This window comes from Methanobacterium spitsbergense (assembly GCF_019931065.1).
GTDB lineage: Archaea > Methanobacteriota > Methanobacteria > Methanobacteriales > Methanobacteriaceae > Methanobacterium_B > Methanobacterium_B spitsbergense.
In genome coordinates, this window is sequence record NZ_JAIOUQ010000002.1 from 12,144 (window position 1) to 33,121 (window position 20,978).

24 protein-coding genes are annotated in these 20,978 nt (G+C 31.8%); 12 read left to right on the plus strand and 12 right to left on the minus strand.

Features of this window, described 5'->3' with window-relative positions:
• Positions 1 to 105: 105 nt before the first annotated feature.
• The 5 genes from K8N75_RS00700 to K8N75_RS00720 all read right to left on the minus strand — a co-directional run bounded on the left by K8N75_RS00700 (position 106) and on the right by K8N75_RS00720 (position 5,632).
• Positions 106 to 1,758, minus strand: coding sequence for a histidine kinase dimerization/phosphoacceptor domain -containing protein (locus K8N75_RS00700; RefSeq protein ID WP_223790257.1), 1,653 nt, complete (start codon positions 1,756 to 1,758; stop codon positions 106 to 108).
• A gap of 2 nt (positions 1,759 to 1,760) precedes the next feature.
• The gene (locus tag K8N75_RS00705) at positions 1,761 to 3,905 is read right to left on the minus strand and encodes a PAS domain S-box protein (RefSeq protein WP_223790258.1); all 2,145 of its coding nucleotides are present in this window, start codon (positions 3,903 to 3,905) and stop codon (positions 1,761 to 1,763) included.
• Between the two features lie 440 nt (positions 3,906 to 4,345).
• Complete coding sequence (locus tag K8N75_RS00710) at positions 4,346 to 4,528, minus strand: hypothetical protein (protein WP_223790259.1); 183 nt, start codon at positions 4,526 to 4,528, stop codon at positions 4,346 to 4,348.
• Positions 4,529 to 4,552: 24 nt separating this feature from the next.
• Positions 4,553 to 4,891 (minus strand): cupin domain-containing protein, encoded by a 339-nt coding sequence (locus K8N75_RS00715; RefSeq protein WP_223790260.1) that lies wholly within the window; start codon positions 4,889 to 4,891, stop codon positions 4,553 to 4,555.
• A gap of 15 nt (positions 4,892 to 4,906) precedes the next feature.
• On the minus strand, positions 4,907 to 5,632 hold the full coding sequence (locus tag K8N75_RS00720; protein WP_223790261.1) for a 4Fe-4S binding protein: 726 nt from the start codon (positions 5,630 to 5,632) through the stop codon (positions 4,907 to 4,909).
• Between the two features lie 216 nt (positions 5,633 to 5,848).
• Between K8N75_RS00720 and K8N75_RS00725 the strand changes: the two genes are divergently transcribed.
• Complete coding sequence (locus K8N75_RS00725) at positions 5,849 to 6,607, plus strand: TrmB family transcriptional regulator (RefSeq protein ID WP_223790318.1); 759 nt, start codon at positions 5,849 to 5,851, stop codon at positions 6,605 to 6,607.
• Between the two features lie 21 nt (positions 6,608 to 6,628).
• Here K8N75_RS00725 and K8N75_RS00730 read toward each other — a convergent pair whose 3' ends face one another.
• Complete coding sequence (locus K8N75_RS00730) at positions 6,629 to 6,823, minus strand: hypothetical protein (RefSeq protein WP_223790262.1); 195 nt, start codon at positions 6,821 to 6,823, stop codon at positions 6,629 to 6,631.
• A gap of 434 nt (positions 6,824 to 7,257) precedes the next feature.
• On the opposite strand from K8N75_RS00730, the gene K8N75_RS00735 reads away from it, so the two are divergent.
• A complete protein-coding gene (locus tag K8N75_RS00735; protein ID WP_223790263.1) occupies positions 7,258 to 7,818 on the plus strand; it encodes a PAS domain-containing protein in 561 nt (186 codons plus the stop codon).
• Positions 7,819 to 7,852: 34 nt separating this feature from the next.
• Here K8N75_RS00735 and K8N75_RS00740 read toward each other — a convergent pair whose 3' ends face one another.
• From K8N75_RS00740 to K8N75_RS00760, 5 genes are all read right to left on the minus strand, one after another.
• On the minus strand, positions 7,853 to 8,572 hold the full coding sequence (locus tag K8N75_RS00740; RefSeq protein ID WP_223790264.1) for an RAD55 family ATPase: 720 nt from the start codon (positions 8,570 to 8,572) through the stop codon (positions 7,853 to 7,855).
• 54 nt (positions 8,573 to 8,626) lie between these two features.
• Positions 8,627 to 9,328, minus strand: coding sequence for an RAD55 family ATPase (locus K8N75_RS00745; RefSeq protein ID WP_223790265.1), 702 nt, complete (start codon positions 9,326 to 9,328; stop codon positions 8,627 to 8,629).
• Positions 9,328 to 10,506, minus strand: coding sequence for an ATPase domain-containing protein (locus K8N75_RS00750; RefSeq protein ID WP_223790266.1), 1,179 nt, complete (start codon positions 10,504 to 10,506; stop codon positions 9,328 to 9,330). Before K8N75_RS00750 ends, K8N75_RS00745 begins: the two co-directional genes overlap by 1 nt.
• Before the next feature lie 5 nt (positions 10,507 to 10,511).
• Positions 10,512 to 10,889 carry a roadblock/LC7 domain-containing protein gene (locus K8N75_RS00755; protein WP_223790267.1) on the minus strand — a complete coding sequence of 126 codons (378 nt, stop codon included), beginning with the start codon at positions 10,887 to 10,889 and terminating at the stop codon, positions 10,512 to 10,514.
• A 153-nt stretch (positions 10,890 to 11,042) separates the two neighbouring features.
• On the minus strand, positions 11,043 to 11,654 hold the full coding sequence (locus K8N75_RS00760) for a V4R domain-containing protein (protein ID WP_223790268.1): 612 nt from the start codon (positions 11,652 to 11,654) through the stop codon (positions 11,043 to 11,045).
• Between the two features lie 1,064 nt (positions 11,655 to 12,718).
• Here K8N75_RS00760 and K8N75_RS14040 point away from each other — a divergent pair.
• Genes K8N75_RS14040 through K8N75_RS14050 form a run of 3 tightly spaced genes read left to right on the plus strand, consistent with a single transcriptional unit; the run spans position 12,719 to position 13,588 of the window.
• Complete coding sequence (locus tag K8N75_RS14040) at positions 12,719 to 12,850, plus strand: hypothetical protein (protein WP_255590750.1); 132 nt, start codon at positions 12,719 to 12,721, stop codon at positions 12,848 to 12,850.
• Positions 12,844 to 13,056, plus strand: a complete 213-nt coding sequence (locus K8N75_RS14045; protein WP_255590751.1) for a thiamine pyrophosphate-dependent enzyme — start codon at positions 12,844 to 12,846, stop codon at positions 13,054 to 13,056. Before K8N75_RS14040 ends, K8N75_RS14045 begins: the two co-directional genes overlap by 7 nt.
• Positions 13,007 to 13,588: a thiamine pyrophosphate-dependent enzyme gene (locus K8N75_RS14050; protein WP_255590752.1), complete on the plus strand. Its 582-nt coding sequence runs from the start codon at positions 13,007 to 13,009 to the stop codon at positions 13,586 to 13,588. Before K8N75_RS14045 ends, K8N75_RS14050 begins: the two co-directional genes overlap by 50 nt.
• Positions 13,589 to 13,866: 278 nt before the next feature.
• Here the strand turns inward: K8N75_RS14050 and K8N75_RS00775 are convergent, their stop codons facing one another.
• Positions 13,867 to 14,952, minus strand: a complete 1,086-nt coding sequence (locus K8N75_RS00775; RefSeq protein ID WP_223790269.1) for a DUF362 domain-containing protein — start codon at positions 14,950 to 14,952, stop codon at positions 13,867 to 13,869.
• A gap of 105 nt (positions 14,953 to 15,057) precedes the next feature.
• Here K8N75_RS00775 and K8N75_RS00780 point away from each other — a divergent pair, with 105 nt between their 5' ends.
• The 7 genes from K8N75_RS00780 (at position 15,058) to K8N75_RS00810 (ending at position 20,923) form a co-directional block, all read left to right on the plus strand.
• Positions 15,058 to 15,198 carry a hypothetical protein gene (locus tag K8N75_RS00780; protein WP_223790270.1) on the plus strand — a complete coding sequence of 47 codons (141 nt, stop codon included), beginning with the start codon at positions 15,058 to 15,060 and terminating at the stop codon, positions 15,196 to 15,198.
• A gap of 216 nt (positions 15,199 to 15,414) precedes the next feature.
• Positions 15,415 to 16,371: an NAD-dependent epimerase/dehydratase family protein gene (locus K8N75_RS00785; protein WP_223790271.1), complete on the plus strand. Its 957-nt coding sequence runs from the start codon at positions 15,415 to 15,417 to the stop codon at positions 16,369 to 16,371.
• 480 nt (positions 16,372 to 16,851) lie between these two features.
• Positions 16,852 to 17,073: a hypothetical protein gene (locus K8N75_RS00790; protein ID WP_223790272.1), complete on the plus strand. Its 222-nt coding sequence runs from the start codon at positions 16,852 to 16,854 to the stop codon at positions 17,071 to 17,073.
• A gap of 164 nt (positions 17,074 to 17,237) precedes the next feature.
• A complete protein-coding gene (locus K8N75_RS00795) occupies positions 17,238 to 17,450 on the plus strand; it encodes a histone family protein (RefSeq protein ID WP_223790273.1) in 213 nt (70 codons plus the stop codon).
• Positions 17,451 to 17,825: 375 nt separating this feature from the next.
• Positions 17,826 to 18,095: a hypothetical protein gene (locus tag K8N75_RS00800; RefSeq protein ID WP_223790274.1), complete on the plus strand. Its 270-nt coding sequence runs from the start codon at positions 17,826 to 17,828 to the stop codon at positions 18,093 to 18,095.
• A 191-nt stretch (positions 18,096 to 18,286) separates the two neighbouring features.
• Complete coding sequence (locus K8N75_RS00805) at positions 18,287 to 18,448, plus strand: hypothetical protein (protein WP_223790275.1); 162 nt, start codon at positions 18,287 to 18,289, stop codon at positions 18,446 to 18,448.
• A 12-nt stretch (positions 18,449 to 18,460) separates the two neighbouring features.
• Positions 18,461 to 20,923: an AAA family ATPase gene (locus tag K8N75_RS00810; protein ID WP_223790276.1), complete on the plus strand. Its 2,463-nt coding sequence runs from the start codon at positions 18,461 to 18,463 to the stop codon at positions 20,921 to 20,923.
• The last annotated feature ends 55 nt before the right edge of the window (positions 20,924 to 20,978 follow it).

Below are 20,978 nucleotides of genomic sequence, written 5' to 3' on the forward strand. Positions count from 1 at the left end.
ACTCATTTACACCTTCACTCATTTATACATTTACTCACTTACTATGTTATTTACTCATAGGTGCTGTTAATTTGAGTATATCGTGTTTGCATAGTTAATTCCATCTTAACCTTTATTATAGTCTAATTCTTTGAAAGTGATTTTAAATTCTGTTCCAGTGGTTCGGTCTAGTTTTATGTTACCATCTATTTGGTCGGTTAAACTGTTTATTAATTGTAAACCTAGTGAATCTGTGTTCTGGAAGTCTATATCTTTGGGGAATCCTATTCCGTTATCTTTTACTGTGAATTCGTAGTGATCGTCTTTGGGATGGAATTTAACATTGATTTTTCCTCTTTTGCCCTCTGGAAAAGCGTGTGTTAGACTGTTGGTGATGAGTTCATTTACTATTAATCCTAAGGGTATTGCTGTGTTTATATCCAGAAGAACATCTTCAACATTAATATTTAGTTTTATAAGACAGGGTTTAGCCTCGTAGGTATGGAAAAGTTCATTGGCTAGTGAAGTGATGTAGTCACCAAAATCTATCCTTTTAAGATCAGTTGATTGGTACAATCGTTCATGTATAAGTGCCATGGACCGTGCACGGTTTTGACTTTCCTTGAAAATAACTTGAGATTCTTTATCTTTAATATAACCTGACTGCAGATTCAATAGGCTGCTTATGATCATCAAATTATTTTTGACTCTGTGATGGATTTCCTTGAGGAGCATTTCTTTTTCTTCAAGAGAGGTTTTTATCTCCTTTTCCATGTTTTCACGTTCTTTAATTTCCTCTTTTAGTAGGACATTAGCATTAGTTAACTCATTTGTTCGTTTTTTTACTGTTATCTCAAGATTATCCAAATTTTCTTTCAGTTGTTCTTCGGCCTTATCACGTTCAAAATCTGTTTTATTTAATGTAATGGCAAACCACAAGAATATTATGGTGTAGATTATTAATGTAGATAAAATAAGTATTGAAAGTCCAAATGAGGGATCGTATAATCCGGCTTTAACACCTAAATATGTGATAAATCCTATAATAATTGTAAAAATTATTAGAATTGGAAGAATACGTTGAGTGAAATATGAACCAAGTTGATTACTAGTTAAATTAGAAACAAATCCTTGATCAGGCCGTGCAAATAAAATGCTTAAACTTGCCCATAACAATAATAACACAGCATAAATGGCCACTCCCGTGAAATTAGGAATGTAATATAATTGAGGAGCACCATAAAGAAATCCTATTAACGGTAAAGCCACAACAAAAACGGTGATAAGTGCAATAATTTGAGACCAGTTAACAGTTTTTGGTGTATTTCTACTCAAAAATAGCAGAGAAGGACCTATAAGAATAAAAGCAACAGCAACATCTAATGCCATCCTATTAGGACTGGATGCGTATAATGCACCAGGAAGCTCTTTAAACAGTATTTGATCAATACCCAAATTTATGGCAAATAAATATTCAATCAGGGTTAGAATTCCTATCAATGTTACTATAATAGCACTTATCTGAGCTATGCTGCGCATATTCCTCGTGGTTCTCTTTTTTTGCAATAACCACAGCGAAACCCCAAAGAAAATCAAGGCCACCGCGACATTAGTTTTTATGGTGGAACCCCCTATGCCAGGGCTTTTCAGGATGGAAATATCAAAAGCCCAACCCAAAAGAACCAGCAAGCCAGCCACTACTATTAAAATACTGGATAATTCAGGAAAATATCTAAACCGTTCAATCAAATCAGAGCCATCCACCATTACATCTACCAACCTTAAATCCTTTTTTTATATTTTAATTCTTTAAATGTGATTTTAAATTCGGTACCGTTATCAGTATTAAGTTTTAAATCTCCGTCCAACTGGTTTACAAGACTTTGTACTAGTTGCAGGCCGAGCTTTTCGGGATTTTCTAGTTTGATGTCTTTTGGTAGTCCTATTCCATCATCAGCTATTGTGATCGCCATGTTTTCAGGTTGAGATTTGAGTTTGATGGTTATGGTTCCTTCGGATTTAGGGAAGGCATGTTTAACGCTGTTGGTTATTAGTTCGTTGATGACGAGTCCTAGGGGTATGGCTGTGTCAATGTTGAGATTAGTATCTTCAATATCCAATTGGACTTTGATAGTTCCTATTTTTATTCCGTAAGTGCATAATATGTCGTACACGAGTTTTTCAATGTATTGCTTGAAATTGATTTCGGTTAAATTGGGTGATTGGTAGAGTTTCTCGTGAACCATAGCCATGCTTTTCACCCGACCTTGACTTTCCTTTAAAACATCCACTACCATGTCTTTCTTATCTATACAACCTTCTTGTAGGTGGAGTAAACTAGCGATTATCTGGAGATTGTTTTTGACCCGATGATGGATCTCACGTAGAAGGACTTCTTTTTCAGCTAAAGATTTTTTTAATTGTTCTTCTGCTATTTTACGTTCTGTAATATCTTCAAATATTGTTGCAAATGTTCCTATTGATGGTGAAAAAACGGATATACTAAAGTGTTTATCCATTGGTTCAAAGTAGGTTTCAAAGTGGGTTGGATTCCCTTTTTGAGCCACTTCGTAGTAAATTTCTAGGTAGGGTGCTTTATCAGTGCCATAAATCGCCGAAGCTTTTTTCCCCAGAATTTCTTTCCTGCTAATTCCAAGAATTTCTTCATATGCACTGTTCACATCAACAATTTCGTAATCTACAGGATCGTAACTATCATCATAAATTAATTTATGGAAAGCCAAACCTTCAGTCATAGAGGAATAAAGTGTTCTGTATCGTTTTTCACTATTTATAAGTGCTTTTTCAGCATTTTTACGCTCCGTGATGTCTTCTGATACACCTAGGAGGTATTGGGGATTCCCTTCCTTGTTAAAAATAGGAATTTTCTTGGTGTGTAATATTCTTTGACCTAAATTCTTGTTTTCAATAGTTTCTTCGGGGATATCTAATAGTTTCTTGTTTTGAAGGACTTCTCTATCTTTTTGTGTGAAAAAATCCGCTTCATTTTTTGGGAAAAAATCATAGTCAGTTTTACCAATCAATTCCTCTCTAGAATAACCCATTAATTCTTCCCCTGCTTTGTTAACCATTTCAAAATTAAGTTTGTCAGCACTTTTTATAAAAATCATGTTCGGAATATTTTCAACAATATTTTTCAGAAAATCTTCACTCTCAAGAAGTTCATTTTCAGCTTGTTTCCTTTCGGTGATGTCCTTGAATGTGACCACTGCCCCAATAATTTCATGGTCTTTGATTTGGGGATAAGACCAGTACTCCGCACTAAAAATCGTCCCATCAGCCATCATAAACTCTTCATCTGCCATATGAACATGTTTTCCAGTTTTAAAGCCTAAAATAGAAGTTTCGTATTGATGGATCAGGTCATGTATATTCTTACCAATTAATTCATTGGGGTTATCATACCCCAAAATGTTAAGAGAAGAAGTATTGCAAAATGTGCAGAGACCCTCAAGATCGATCCCAAAAATACCTTCAGCCGTCGAATTAAGTATAAGGCGAAGATTGTATTCACTTTCTTTCAATTCATTTTCCATCTGGCTTTTGTAAAGTGCAAGTTCTATAGCATATTTAAGTTCTATACGATTGTAGGGTTTAATTATAATTCCATAGGGTTCTGTGTGTTTGGCTCTTTCGATTGTAGACTCTTCAGAATGAGCAGTTATAAATATAACAGGCATATTATGCTCTTTAATCTTAGAAGCAACATCAATACCATCACTATCTCCGATAAGAACCACATCAATCAAAATAAGATCGGGCATTATTTCTAAAGCTTTCTCTACAGCTTCTTCGCCACTAGAAGCGACATAAGGAACCTCATAACCAAAAAATTCTAATGTACGCTTAATATCCATGGCTTCTATGTTCTCATCTTCTACTAATAGAATTTTAACATCTGCCATTATTAATAACCTATAACATTGTATGTACAAACTCCTATTTGCTATTATGGTGCTAGATAAATAATTAAAATTAACTTATCATATTAAATTTGTATTTGAAGTATTTTTTTTAACATGTACCCCCTCTGTCGTGCAATTATTTACATGTCTGTAGAGTGACTTTTTGACATTTTAAATAAAATAAGTATGCAAGTGTTGTTAAAAAGATTTTCCAGATTATTTGGTGAATAATATATGATTACTCAAGATATTATGAAAACTATTGATTTATAAATAATATTTTACCTGTGTATGTATCAAGTATCACATATATGACTTTACTTATAAATGAATGCATTTACTTATATATACACTCATTTATTCATATATTTAGATATTGAATATATTATTTAATTAGAGGTGCTGTTAATTTAAACTATGTCTCGGTATATCTATAATTCTTAAGGTTCATCATAAAATATTTCTTTACATTCTAAACAATAATTTGATTTATAATTGCTTTTAAACATTGTACCACAACCTTTACAAATAATTTGTCTTAGGGAAGAGTTTTTATCATTATTTAAAGAAAGTGGACATTTCCAGTCCATTTTTCTTTTCTCTTCATTTTTTTCTTTTATCAAATTAGATAACTCCCCAAATTTTTTTTATACGATTTTTGTAGATTTATTGGGTCTTGGAACTTTGACTATTAATATTCTCAGATCGTTTTGTCCTTTATTGTACCATGTATGAGGGGTTTTGGCAGGACTTTCAATCAGAGAATCTTTATTTACCTTTTCTTTTTCATCTCCAATTTCAACTATACCCTCACCCTCCAGAACATAGAAAAACACATCAACAGGGGTGCTATGTTTTTTTAAGGATTCTCCAGGTTTAATGGTCATGTGAACGACAACAGCATTTTCTGTATCATATATTTTACGTGCATCCACTCCGTGAGGGTTAGGAGAGCATTTAATGTCTGCAATTTTAGATATTTTCATTTTATCACCTATTTTTTAATCTTTAGCTGTGAATGAATAATTAATTGCATCTTTAGGGCATTGATCTATACATTCACCACACAATATGCAATTTAAGTCATTCATAGTACTGTTACTAACCATCTGGTTAACATCTAAACCCATTGGACATGATTTATCACATAATTTACAGTTCGAACAGTTAATGTGGGTTGATTTTAATTGTAAGGAGGGTATTCTAATTTTTCTACCAATTTTGGATCCTATTGTTAAAAACACACCTTGAGGACATAGATATCTACAAAATGCTCTACTTCCAAATAGTATTGATAATAAGCTAATGGTAATTATTGAAATAGTTATGAGAATAACCAATTGTAAATTGCCATTTGAAGCAAACAAATCAATGTTTTTTGCTACTCCCAAATTAAAAATTAAAAATGAAACCAATAGAAGGAATATTACAAATACAAAATATCTTATTTTATTTGCTTTTTCAGATTTAGGCTTCTTTTTTAAAACATGAAATCCTAAAATTTCTTGTAACGCCCCATATGGGCAAGTGTAGCCACATGATAATGATCTGCCCATAAATAGCGATAGAATGAACCATGCTGCAAAAATAATAACGCTCGCTGTGATAATACCATTACTAATTCCCCAAACCATTAAGATGGGTGAATATACATTTAATAATATTGGCAAAGTTAGTACTAAGGCTATTAAAATATAGATTCGTAAACGTATTTTATGTTTTTTCATTAAATTACCTCCAATTTTGATAGCATTCGCTAGGATAACAATCAAAACTGTATTTAATTCAAAAATAACTTGGTGTGGATTTCATTCAGTTATTTTCTAATATTTAGATCAGATATCCGCAACATATAAATGTTTTTTCACTAAACCTGTATAAAGTAAGAAAATAAAGGAGGGATTTTCATTCCAATAAAACAAGCCACGATAAATGCATTAAAAATATTAGGACTTACTGACTATGAATCTAAAGCATATCTATCCTTAACTTCTTTAATATCCGCTACTGCTTCAGAAATAAGCGAAGATTCCGGTGTGCCACTTTCGAGAACATATGATATACTAAAAAGCTTACATAAAAAAGGATTTTTAGAAATTACAAGAGGAAAACCTTTGATATATAGAGTTGTGCCTCCACAAGATGTTTTTGAAAAATCAAGAATGAAAATAAAAGAAGAACTCGATGAAGCTGAATCAGAAGTTATAAACATCTATGAAAGTCAAATATCTAAATCTCCCGCCCCTATATGGTTGATTTATGGTTCGGATAAGATTGTAAAAAAAGAGATAAAAATCATTGGTCGTGCTAAGAGTACATTGCACATTGCAGCAGGTTTTATGTTTCATGAAGAAGTTGAAAAATTAAATGAAGCTTTGAATAAATCATTAAAAAGAGGAGTTCAGATTAGGATAATAGCAGCACCCTACAACATTACTGATGATGAAAAAATAGACATCTCTGAAGATATTAAAAAATTAGATTGTGAAATCAAGACATTCCAAATACCATTCATAAAGGCAATTATCAGAGATAAAAAAGAGATGCTATTAATATTCTGTAAATTTAAGGATGGAAGTGTAATATCCCAAACAGCGATAGGTGTGTGGAATCAGTATACAGAATTCGTAGAAACGATAACCGATTTATATAACCTTGTATGGACCATGGACCTCTTCAACATGACTACAGATTATAAATAGACTCCTATCTTTTGAATAATTTTAATGTTTTTTCTCGCAATCAAAGCAATATTCAACATCCCTGTTAGTCTTGAAAACTTTACCGCAATCTTTGCATGCAATCTCTTTTAGTGAACATTCTTTGTCCACTATATCCAGAGAACATGAACATTTCCATCCCATTTTACCTTTTAATTTCTGTTCAAATGCTTTGTCTTCATCTACTTCTTTAACCATTTAATTCCCTCCAAATTTTATATATAAATTAGTAATGAACTTGAATCAAATTTTAAGAATGTTTTCTTTTATTGCACTGGCAAATATTATGATGACAGCAACTTATAAATACTCTTGTTCGTATATAAAAGAACATTCGTTTAAGAACGAACATTATGATTCGTTTTAATTAGTTTTAAACAATTCTAAATTCACAATGTTTAATACTATTTTGCATTTAAAGATCAATATAATGAAAGATCATTCTTTAAAATTAGTAAAACTAAATTTACAATCGAATATGATTACAAATACTATAAATGGGACAGTATAGTTAGTTGTAAAAAAATTAATTCTAAATTATAGTAATTTAATAAGATTTTATTACCATCCTATCACAATATAATTAACTAGTTAAAATTATTAATGAATTTATTTTATGGGGTTATAAAAAAATGTCAAAGGAAATTGAAGATGAACTCCGTGGCGAAATAGCTGAAATGAAAAAAGAAATAGAACGTTGCAAATCAACACAAAGGGCTCTTAAAAAAAGTGAACAACGTTTCAGAACCTTTGCAGAGTCTGCTAATGATGGAATTGTTACAACTGATGATGATGGGAATATTTTATTTTTTAATAAAATTTTAAAAAATATGTTTGGATTCTCCACAAGCGAATTAACAGGAAAAAATTTAACAATATTAATGCCGGATAAATTTAAAAAACCCTATCTAAAACAATTAAAAGAGTATAAAACAACCGGAAAACATAAACTTATTGGTAAAACAGTCCAGACAACAGGTTTAAAAAAAGATGGAACAATATTTCCCTTTGAAATGTCACTTTCTACATGGAAATCCGAAGAGACAACATATTTCTCAGCAATTATCAGAGACATAAGCGAAAGAAAAAAATCAGAAGAAGCAGTTAAAAAAAGTGAAGAAAAATATCGTTATATTGTTGAAAAGTTCCTAAAAGTCTCAAATGAAATATTACAAGAAATGAACAAACCCTAAAAAAAATTTGTTAACACTGAATCTTAATATTCAACTATATCTTCCCAACTACAAATCCTTTATCAGTTATTTTGTAGGATGATTCAAAGGTATGAACATCATAATCTTCTAATGTGTATTCTATCAATAGATTTTCACCATCTAACCTTATTGTGTGGTCAAAAAGTGATTTCAACACATTTTCTGTTTCTGGATCTGCAACACCTTCGGTGTAAGCGATAATACCCGTACCACCTGCTTCGCTGATTCGTCTTAAGTATGCCTTTAAGACTCGAATAACCATCTGTTCCGGGTTGAATTCAATGAACGTATTTATAGAATCAAGTATTGATCTAAAATGTTTAGATTTTTTGTATACCGATCTTGTTCCAATACCAACTTTAACCATTATATCAGCAGGATTATTTGCTGAAGAGATTTTATAGTTGTTCGTATCATCCAGTTTTGCACCAGAAAGTTTTGAAATCCCATCAATTATATACAATGATTGATTTTGAATATAATTCTGTATTAACCACTGGAAGTCCATCATATTGCTTTTAAGTTGTTTTATACCATAATCGAGTGTTATATAAAGACAGGGTTCTTCTTTTGTAAGTCCATGGTATGTGAATTGGTTGCAGAATATTGTTTTACCTGTTTTTGGTGGACCATATATTAAAGTGGTTCCATTTTTTGGAATTCCCCCAGATATACTTTCTGAAACTGTGATTTCGTCAAATCCTGGAATTCCAGATTCTATAACTTCAATCATGGATTGTAACCTCTTTAAGAGTAAATTTATGTTTAATTAATTCTAAAAATTTATTCATAGCTCAATACCTTTGTTTGTTATTTGGTAGGGTGAACTTCTTTTCCCAATACCTTTCATGGCTTCAACAGTTAAATTGTTCCCATCTAACCTTATAATATTGTCAACCATGGATTTGAGCATTGTTTCCACTCTTTTATCAACTGCATCTTCTGTGTAAGTAATTATTGGAGTCCCACCAAATTCATTAATTCTCATTAAATAAGCTTTTAAAACACGTACTATCAACATGTAATCGTTATATCCAAGGAGATTTACAGCAGAATCTAATACAGATCTGAATCTCAAACTTTCTTTATTGATATAATTTACTGCAGAACCAACCTTAACCATAATATCTGTTGGATTGTTGTTGTGTGAAAATATAATTGTTTCAGATTCTATTGGCAATCCACTACTCACATCGGTTACGGTATCAATTACATAAAGACTATTATCATCAATGAATTTTTCAATGGGCAATAAAAATTCCAGCATGTTATTTTCTAACTGTTTAATCCCATGGTCTGTAGTGATATATAGGCATGGTTCTTGTATAAAAAGTCCTTTGTATGCAAATTGGTTGCAGAATATTGTTTTACCTGTTTTTGGAGGACCATATATTAATGTTGATGAATTCTCTGGTATTCCGCCGGTTACTGTATCTGTATGTGTGAGTTCGTCAAAACCGGGGATTCCGGATTCAATACATGGTATCATTATTGATCTCCGTATAAAAGATTTAAAAGCGTGTCTAATGATTCTTCTACACCTTTATTCATTTTTACTGCTGTGGGTATTATTGGGATACTTTTATCGAGCTTCATTGCTTCTCTTATTTTTTCGGGTTCCATGGCATCTGGCAAGTCCTGTTTATTGGCTACAATTACCTTGGGAATGGCTTCGGCCTGTGTTTTATTTATCATTTCTTTAGCCCTTGCAAATGTTTGGGGTGCAGTAGAGTCCACTAAAATAAAGGCACCAACAGATTCTTTGGCCAGGACATCCAGCATTAAATCAAAACGTTCCTGACCGGGAGTGCCGAATACATCTGCAATGAAACCATTGTGATCAATATGGCCAATATCCATAGCAATGGTGGTTGGAAACTTTTCTAAAGCCATTCTATCAACAGATACTGATTCTTTTGATACTGCTTTAACAAAACTCGATTTTCCTGCGTTGTATGGGCCTGTGACAAGAATTTTGGGAATATATATTTTTACACCACCAGGCTGTAACACGAAAAATAGAACCATATTATGTTGGGGCTTTGTCCATGATGCAGTTGTTACCATGAATCCCTGACCTATTATAACCCTTTCTTCTATACTTTTTAAACTAACAACACTATCCACACTATTCTTTATAGAATCTATGAATTTTGGATTGTAGTCCCATTTGGTGAAAATATAAACTAAAATAACATCCTTTTGCTTTGCACGTTCATTCCATTTGCCCATGATTTCTAATACTTTATCCTCTTCAAGGTAATCAATGAGTGTTGATAAATTATTTATAACTCCAACACCATCGGGGACATCTTCTATTGCTTTAAGTACAACTCCTTCTATATGGGATAATTCATCAATAGAATATTTACCCATGGGAGGTACTCCTAAGAATTGTGAACTTCCATCGACAAAGAAAGCCTTTTCCTCTTCAATATACTGTTCAAGGTTCCATCCATATCTGCTGAATTCATATATTATGTTGTGGGGTTCAGCAACGTTGGTATATATAAAACCTTTATTTCCATCTTCTATTATACCGTTGAGGATTTGATATCCAAAGGCTTCACATTCAACTCCAGGAACTGCACAAAATATTATGGATGATCCACTGGGAATCCCTCCACCGAGGAAGTCGTCAAGTTTGGGAATGTGAGTTTTTTTCATAACTCTTACATCTCCCGTAGGATTTCATCTACCTGCGTGGCACGTGTTTCCATCTCAAAGAATATAAGTCCAAGTTGAGCTTCAGGATCAGTTAAAACTGTTAATATGGCTTTTGAACCTGCAGGAAGAAGTACAATAGTTCCTTTTTCAGTTGTAACAGAAATTTGGCTCACTATTCCTGTTGCAAGTTGTCCTGAGGCTGCTTCTCCAGCACCCATTATTGTTGAGCAAAGTGCAGAAAATATTCTGGCATCAACATCAGGAGGTGTTCTTGAATTAATTAAAAGACCCTCCTTAGATACAATACCACAAGCTTTAATCTGGCCCACTTGCATGAGACCTGTAAGCACATCATCCAATCTATCCTTTTTAGTTTTGCCCATATTTATTACCCCATAATTTTTTTTTAAGATAAATTTTTTGGAATTATTTTAAATCTGACCATTATGGATAGTTAATCCGAATAATTATTTGAATAAATCTATTAGTGATATAAATGGATATATTACATTATCTAATCGGGATTATATTAATTTTTAGTCCTTAATTTTTACATCAAATTGACAGAATGAAAAACCACTAGTCCAACATCGTTTCTCTTCAGCTATCACATCTTTTTTTGTAAGCTCTTTAAGAACACCTGTAATAATACCTGCTTCGAAATAGCATATGGGTTTGCCGATATTGGGTAAATCAACACATTCTATGCACTCATAAACCCTTATATTCATAATTTTTTCCCCATCTTCCTGTTTTTCATTAAATACATCAACAATACCCATCTTGTAATCAGCTAATAATAACCTAAGGTCTTCTAAACTTTTAACTATCTTCTGCTTAACCAAATTGGATCCAAATTCCATTCCACCAACAAATGTTGTTCCCTGACCCGTAGAAGCCAGTTGCTCAGGGAGATTAAAATGTCCTATCCTAAACGTGCTCACATATACACTATCTAAATTTTCACCCGCATTTTTACCTAGAAACTGTCTTGAAGGATGGATTATGTCATTTATATCAAAATTTTTCTTTTTAACTTTAGATTTTGGACCAATAATTGTTCCATTAACGATTTTTTCATTCTCCATCTCTTCTTTTGCTAGTAAACGATAAAAATCAATTGCTTTCTCAAATTGCTTAACATTCATGATAAAACTCCAGAATTCCTTCTTTTTATTTAAAATATTCTTCCTATTTATTTTTATCTAATTTTTGTGATTTTGTACAGTTTGTAGTAAACATAAATTAGTGTTATGGCCAGAATAGTACTGACAATGACGAAAATAATACTTAAAAATGCCATTGGGTATATATCGACTAAAATCAAAATGAACATGCTGATAACATATAAAATCATAGCAAATGCAAAGAACTTGAATGCTCTAATACTCTGGGCTTTTTGAGATACTAAAAGCCCTAATGCAGCCTTTTTATATTTTAAAACATTTAAATAGAACAGTAATGGGAATATAAACATCAAAGCAAACAGCAATAAAGTAAAAAATATAAAATATTTAATCATAGTTCTCCCCTTTTAGTATATTTTGTAGTTCATAAACAAAATACAATAACACAAATGAATATACAAATCTAACCAAATTCACCAAAACATATTTTATTGATAAAGATGGGGCGACAGCCATAGTTAGGTTGCTGATAGCAATATAATTGACATAACTAGAATATATCTGTCCAATAAAGAATATTAGGGAACCTATTACCAGTACAAATAGAATTTTAATTATTTTTTTTTCATTTAGAAAGATCATTGAAAGAGCAAAATCTTTACTCTTCAATCTTCGCAATAGCAACAATGAATAATAAAGTAACAAAATTCCTATAATCAAAGCCAATAAATGAACTACTAGGAATATGATAAATATTTCAATGGTCACAATTCTATCCCCCATGAATATATTGTTATATATATTATTTGTAGTATATTTATTAGAGCATTAGATAATCTGAACAGAGAAGATATTGCATTTTTATATTTTAAACAAGTTTATCCTTTACATGATAGTACTAAAAAATATCTTGATAAAGCCGATAAGACTATTATCTTTGAAAATATTGATGAATCCCAATTTGCTAATCTCATAAAACTTCAAACAGATTTTAAAATAAATAAAAATGTTTTAAAGTATAATGGAAGGCCTTTTTCTGTTGAAGAAGTTACAGAAAGTTTAAAAAACTTCATGGAAGTGGTTTAATGGATCCAGAAGTATTTGATATAGAAGATGCAGAAATTGCATGGTGTCCTGGTTGTGGGAACTTTTCAATTCTTAGTAACTTAAAAAAAGTTTTAGCTCTGAACTTGAAATTGACCCTCTTAAATTGGTAATTGTATCTGGAATAGGTCAAGCAGGTAAATTACCACATTTCCTTAAATCACATACATATAACAGTCTTCACAGCAGAGCTCTTTCACCTGCAACAGCGATAAAAGCCGTAAACAAAGACCTTAAAGTGATAGTGACAACTGGTGATGGAGATATGTATGGAGAGGGAGGTAATCATTTCATACACTACTGTTCGCCGAAATCCTAATATAACTTGTATAGTCCATGACAATATGGTTTATGGTTTAACTAAAGGCCAAGCATCTCCTACAACCCTGAGGGGAATGAAAACATCATATCAAGTAGAAGGTGTATCTGAAGAACCGTTTAATCCATTAACAGTTGCTATTGCTCTAGATGCCTCTTTTGTGGCAAGAACTTTTTCCGGAGATCCTGAACATATGAAAGAAACTTTTAAACCAGCAATAAATCATGAATGCTATTCACTTGTGGATGTATTTCAGCCCTGTGTAACCTTTAATAAAATAAATACTTATCAATGGTTTAAAGAAAATACATATCATCTTGACATTTCCCATGATCTATTCAATAAAAATGAAGCATTAAAAAGAGCCGCAGAAAAAGATAAATATCCATTAGGAATATTCTACAAAAACAATGATAAGAAAACTTTCGAAGAGACTTTAAAAGTTTATACTGATGATAAATTACCATTATATGAAAGACAAGTTGATATGCAGAAATTAGAGGATTTAATTGAGTCTAGAAGGAGACTTTAAACGTCATATCCTGTTAATTTTTTTAGTGGAATCTGGGCACTGTTCAATAATTTAGATAATAATACAAATTGCTGTCGCTTAATTTTACCACATCCATTTCCATAAAATTCAAAAAAAGTTTATATGAAAATCTTTTTAAATAATAAAACAATTAATTACTAACTTCGGTAAATGTTGCGGTTTTAATCTTGAAAAAAGGAAGTCTCAGAGCTATTTAACAATTAATCAAGATGTATCATATAAAAGAATAATTAATTCTTAATTTTATAACGTTTTTTTTAAATGTATTCTTTTAAGCGTTTCTTTAAACTTTCTGGAATATTGTTATAAATTAGTTGGGTGGGCATTTCTCCTAGTCCAATATCAATTGCATGGCGTATAAATTTCATATCGTTGATGGGTGTCTCGTCGAGTTTTGTAACGTTATTGTTGGAGAATAATAGTAATTCCGAAGATAGTCGGGGTAATGAAGGTAAGTTCTTTCTTAAGTCTTTTAATATTGCTATTGCGAATGATTCTGTTGAAACTGGATCGTTACTTGCAAATACTAATCCTGGTTTGAGTTTAACAACATGTGCCTTACCTATTTCTAATTTTCCAATTTTAAGGGCATTGGTGTTTGGTCCGAATGTTGTCTGTGCTTTTGTTGCAACAAAAAGTGTTGTACGAAGTTTTTCTTTGATGGCATTATTTATTTCCACTATCTTCTCAATAAAAGTATCAGATCCATCATCTACTGATTTAAGATTGCTTCCATGGGCTTCATTTTTTATGAAATTATTAAATGGACCGTTTGCATGGAAATCCATCCTGCTATCATCCCTTAATATACCTACCATATTCTTAAAACCCAGGGTAACACCTCCCTGACTGTGGGTACTTAACCTTGGTAAATTAATAATATGATCAGCCTCTTTAATCCATCTGGTTGCATAAAAACCCTTGGGCCATGATCTAGTATGTTGTGATTGGTAGTGGATAAATCCTTCTTCCCAGCCTTCAGATTCAAAACTTATGAATCTGTCCTCTATTGTGCCCATGCCTGATTTGGTATAATTGTCCTGAGTTTTTCCATGTATAACACCAGATGAATCTTGGAGAACATCCTTTAATCCTGATTGATCTCCAACAACTACCTCTGCACCCATTTCTGTTAGAACTTCCTTGACAACTTTTACTGATAGTGGATGTGTTGTGGATGGGTAAGGGTTAGGTGAATTTAGTGCAGGTTTTAAAAGAACAAGATCACCCTTGGAGAGCCATTCTAAATTATTTGTAGATTTTAATAACACTTTTTTAATTGAAGCACTTAATGATTCAGAATTTGGTAATACGCCCTCTACAAAAACTGTTCTTTCATCCATTTAAACAACTCTCCCCATCTTAATACAGAAAATGATTAGATGTTAATCTGTTGAACTTAGTACTTATTTTTTTTAACTTACATTCCATCCCTTAGAAATAAGTCATTGGGAAATATTAACACTAACAAAATATTTATTAACAATGTTATGTTTTATTTCCTTGCTGGAAGGGACAATGGTGTATTTTATTATGATCTAGAACGTGATGTTGTTACAAACCCTCCCAGTGCAGTTAGAAATGATTAACCAATTAAAACAAAACAATGTGCAATACATAATTTTATGGAGTGGATGCGAAAATGTCTGCGAACAGGGTAATGTAACGGATTTAGACAATTTTATCAGAATTCATTATCAACTCTCAAAAACATTTGGAAATTATTCTATTTATACAATGAAAAATTAGTTAATTGTTGCATAATAATATTATGATATACTAGAAGAATATAGGGGGTTTAATTTGTGGAAAAGATTTTAGTTACTGGTGCAGGGGGTTTTATTGGTAGTCATCTTGCAAAACAGCTTTATGAAGATGATTATGATGTTAGAGTAGTAGATATTAAATGGGAGGGTTATACTTCTGAACCATATTACACTGAGAAATTGACATTGGATTTAAGGGTGGCAGAGAATTGTAGAAAGGCAACTGAAGGTATGGATCATGTTTTTCATCTTGCCGCTAATATGGGTGGTATTGGTTTCATTACAGAGGTTGGTGCAGAAATTATGCACGATAGCGTACTCATGAATACTAATATGTTACAAGCATCATTGAATAATAATATAGAACGATTTTTTTTCTCTTCATCCGCTTGTATTTATCCCACATACCTTCAGGAAGATTCTGATAACCCTGGTTTAAAGGAGGAAGATGCTTATCCTGCAGACCCTGATGATTTTTATGGCTGGGAGAAACTTTACACAGAAAAAATGTGTGAAGCTTATCAAAGAGATTACGATCTAGAGGTTAGAGTTGCCCGTTTCCATAATATCTATGGTCCTGAGGGTACTTATGATGGGGGAAGAGAAAAGTCACCAGCAGCACTTTGTCGTAAGGTAGCACAGACATCTAATCCTGGAACAATTGAAATATGGGGTGATGGTGAACAGAGCAGATCTTATTGTTATATCGATGATTGTATAGAAGGAATCCTCCGTTTGATGAAATCTGATTTTAATCAACCCCTAAATATAGGATCAGACCGTTTAATTACTATAAATGAGATTGCAGATTTAATTATTGACATATCTGGAAAAGATATAGAAAAAAAATATGATCTATCTGCCCCACAGGGAGTTCGAGGACGAAATGCAGATTTAACTCTTATAAAAAAGATTTTAGGCTGGGAACCCCAAATCCCTTTAGAAAAAGGTTTCAATGAAACTTATAACTGGATTAATGAGCAAGTAAATAAATAATAATATTCATAAATATTGTCCATAGTTAATATTTGAACAGCCACCATCTTCATTAAGCTTATCATTGCAATTCACTAACACTTCAAATTCTAAACAGGAAAATATTTCCTCTTTTTTTCTATTTGTTAAATCCAAGTTTGTTTTCTGAATTGGCTATAACATACATTTAATATTGAAAAATTCTCTAAAAAGTTGGATAAATACTATGAATTAGAATTAGATAACTTTTTGGCAGAATAAAGAAGAATAAAGTGGATATTAAATCCCGAAATAACTATCAAACGCTTAAAGACGAGCTTGAAAAGAGTATAAATGTCATTAATCCCATGCTCCAAAAAATAAAGGAAACTACTAACGAGATTGATCAAATGGTCTATGAGTTTTACGGTTTTACTGATGAAGAGATAAAAATTATTGAAGAATCATTATATATTTGATAGAACTATTTCAATAATATTGACCGAATAGGAGTGAGTTTAGATGGAAGAAAATGAAATGAAAATCATGAAAATAGTAAATCAAGCTAATAATGGAATATCTGAAAAAGACTTAGCAGGAAAATTAAAAATTAAATGTCCTATTCTAAGATCCTATATCCACGACCTAAGACATAAAAGACACATTAAATATAATGGAAAAACCGCAGATGGCCACATTATAGAGCTCACTCGTGAAGGAAAAGAGTTAGTAGAAAGAATATAAAAGACCAGTAAATGTGAGCAATATTATTATATGCACTATTATAAACTGTTTTTTGGTGATTATAATCACAAAATCTTTATAAAAAGTATATATCGTTATGAAAATCCATTAAAATTCAATGTATTTAAATAAAATGAGGCTGTTAACTATATATGGTGATAAATATGGGTGAACTATCAATAGCACCAATAAGAAGAATAATAAAAAATGCAGATGCAAATATAAGAATCAGTGAGGATTCAAAAGAAGCTTTAGGAAAAGTTTTAGAACAATATGGAGAAGATATTTCCAAACAAGCAATTCTACTTGCAAAACACGCTGGAAGAACAACTATTAAAGCAGTAGATATTGAACTAGCAATTAAAGAAATAGATTAAATAATACTATTAATTTATTTTTATTTGTTTTTAATGGAAAGATGACATTAGGGTTCCCGGGGGGGGTTCCCTAAATAATCAAATGATATTCTGAAACCTATATTTTAACAGTTATAAAATACAATTATTATAATTAATATCAAATGTCCCCGTTGTGGATTTGAAGGTCAAAAAAACCGTTACATCCATCCAATACGTTCAAAAGACAGAGATTCAGAACCAAAAGGTAAAAAATATCTTACTATCATTGTTACCGAGTACTATTGTCCTGAATGTAAAAAATGGTTTAAAATTTAGTTCATTAAACTTTTGAGTATTCAGTTTATAGAAAATATTAATTAATAAACCCTCCAAGTATTTTATGGAGGGAGATATATGCCAAGAATGTCTTCAGTTTATTTAGAGATAGATGAATTTGAAATTACTGACGTAACTCATCATTATTATGCAAATGGAAAAGCACATTTTAAGTTTAACAGAAATACTAGCAATGATAGAATATACATTCATCTAAAAAGTAAAGAGGATCAAAGGATGAAGTTAATTTATAATGAGGAAAATGATACTATACGAGTTGACTCACATCTCACTCTAATATCAATAACTTGTAAAGATGGAATTATAACAGCAAATATGGAAAAATAGCTTGTTTTTCGAATGATCAATGGATAAAATACATATTCTTTAGATTTACGGATTTCTTAAAGAATATATCAGTATCATTATAAAAAAATATTAATAAAGATTTATTAAAATGATATATCATAATATAATCTAATTTAATTTTTATTTACTATTATTTCTATTATAATGGAGGTATTATCATAGAAAAAAGCGTGAGTGTTCCAAAAACTGTTTTAGAGGATGTTTGGGCAGAAACCTTAAAGAAACTTAAGGATAATCCAGATTTTAACTTGGAAACTGTTGAAAAGATAGAATCCATGGTTCAAGAAGGGATGATAATTCCTAACGATATTATTGATCTTTTAACGGGTTAGGTGTTGTATTCTATGAAACTGCTTGAACTTGAGATTCATAATTTCAGAGGGATAAGAAACCTTACAATTAAACCAGAGGGAAAAAACTTCTTGATCTACGGTCCTAATGGCTCCGGTAAAAGTGCTGTTGTGGATGCATTAGATTTTCTTTTAACGGGACAGATATCCCGTATGACCGGTAAGGGAACCAAGGGTATTACTTTAAAAAAACATGGCCATCATATTGATTATTCAGCCGAAGATACAGATGTTAAAGCAATGGTCCAGATTCATGGTGTTGAAGAACCTATTGAAATTAAACGAAACCTTTCAAGTCCAAATGATTTGATATGTGATGATTCCGTTAAAGAGGTGATAAACCCTGTTTTAGAACTTGCTAGTCGAGGTCAGCATGTTTTAACCCGGCGCGAAATACTTAACTACGTCAATGCCGACTCAAATACACGTGGCAAACAGATACAAACTCTTCTTAAGATTACAGATGTTGAAGAAACACGTATGAAATTATTAAAAGTCAGAAATACTCTAAAAAGTAATTATCAGGCAGCTAAAAATTCCAGAAATACCATATCTGCAGCTATTAATTCTAATGTTGGAATAAATAGCTTTGATGAAGATAAAATACTTGATTTTGTAAATCTAAAAAGGAAAATTTTAGGCAGAACACCCATAGAAGAACTTAAATCAGATAAATTAAAAGAAAATCTAGAATCTCAAAGTTTACCCTCAGATATGGGAATAAACACTCGTTTATTAAAAAATGATATTGATAAACTTCAGATCATAAAATCAGTTGAAAATAGAGAGAATATACGTAATATAGACGTTGAATTACGTGACTTAAAGGCTAAAATATCTTCTGACCACAATATGAAAGATGCATTAGATCATCTTAGACTATCAAGATTAGGATTGGATTTATTAGGTCATGATGGTAGCTGTCCACTTTGTGATACCCTATGGGAAACCGATAATCTTAAGGAACATTTAAAAAATAAGATAGAAGTTCTAACATATGCAGCAGAAAATTTGGATAGAATGATTAAATTATCAGATGAGTTAATCATAGAAGTGAATCAAGTACTTGCAAGTTTGAATGAAATAATAAAATCAGCTGAGATATTAGAATTAAAGGAAGAAATAAACATTTTGAAGAATTGGTTTAATGATTTAGAAATACTTTTATCTGTTCTTGAGGGTGATAACTATCCTGATCCCCGATTTAATGGTCACTTAATAGAAGTTCTTCTAGCACCAGTAAATTTACAGGTTATTTTAGATAATATTTATTCTGCGGCTATTGAAATTTCACCAGAGCCATCTGATGAACAAACTGCTTGGGATAATTTAACCAAGCTCGAGGAGAACCTCAAAAATTATGAAAAGTCAACAAATGATTGTTTAAAATCATTTGAATCATATAAAAAAGGGGAAATTCTTTTAAACACTTTTTTAGAATCTAGAAACTCCATTTTAAATAATTTATTCGCTGAGATTAAAGATCGTTTTGTTGAACTCTATAGGCAACTTCATGGATTTGATGAAATGGAGTTTAATGCCCTTTTAGTTTCAGAAGGTGCAGGAGTAGATTTTAAGGTTGATTTTCATGGCAGAGGAGTAAATCCTCCACATGCACTTCACAGTGAAGGACACCAGGATAGTATGGGTATTTGCTTGTATCTTGCACTTGCAGAAAGGCTCACACAAGGATTTATTGATCTCATAATCTTGGATGATGTGATGATGAGTGTTGATGCACCACACAGAAGAGAGATATGTAATCTGTTAGCTAACTTCTTCAAGGGAAGACAATTCTTTATTACCACCCATGACCAGACATGGGCAAGGCAACTGCAATCAGAAGGTGTTATCACATCCAAGAATAGGATTGAATTCTCTAACTGGACTATTGAAAACGGTCCTTCTATGAATATATTAGGAGATATATGGGAAGTAATAGAAAATGATCTTGATAGAAATGATATACCTTCAGCTGCTGCCAAACTCAGAAGAGGTTCAGAAGAATATTTCAGCCAAGTTTGCGCATCATTACAAGCCCCTGTGAGGTTCAAATTTAATGGCCAGTATGAGTTGGGTGATTTGTTAAGTGGAGCAATGTCTGAATATAAAAGCCAACTTAAACATGCTAAAACCGCTGCAAGATCCTGGGAAAATTATGATGAACTTGAAAGATTAACCGAGATTGAAGACTTTTCAAAGGAAATATTTGAAAAAATAAATTTGGAAAGATGGGCTGTAAATCCAGCTGTACATTTTAATGAAGGGACAGATTTCACACTTGAAGACTTCAAACCAGTTGTTGAAACATTCCATGACCTGTTTTCAATTTTCCAGTGTGATAAATGTGGTACTTTTATACACTTGGTTATTAATGGTCCTCGTGCAGAAGCTGTTAAATGTAATTGTGGAAACATTACATGGAATTTAATGGATAAAAATAATAAAAATATATGAAGAATTGGTCATGTCAAACTAAAAAAATAACTAGTGACCTCATGATGATGTAAAA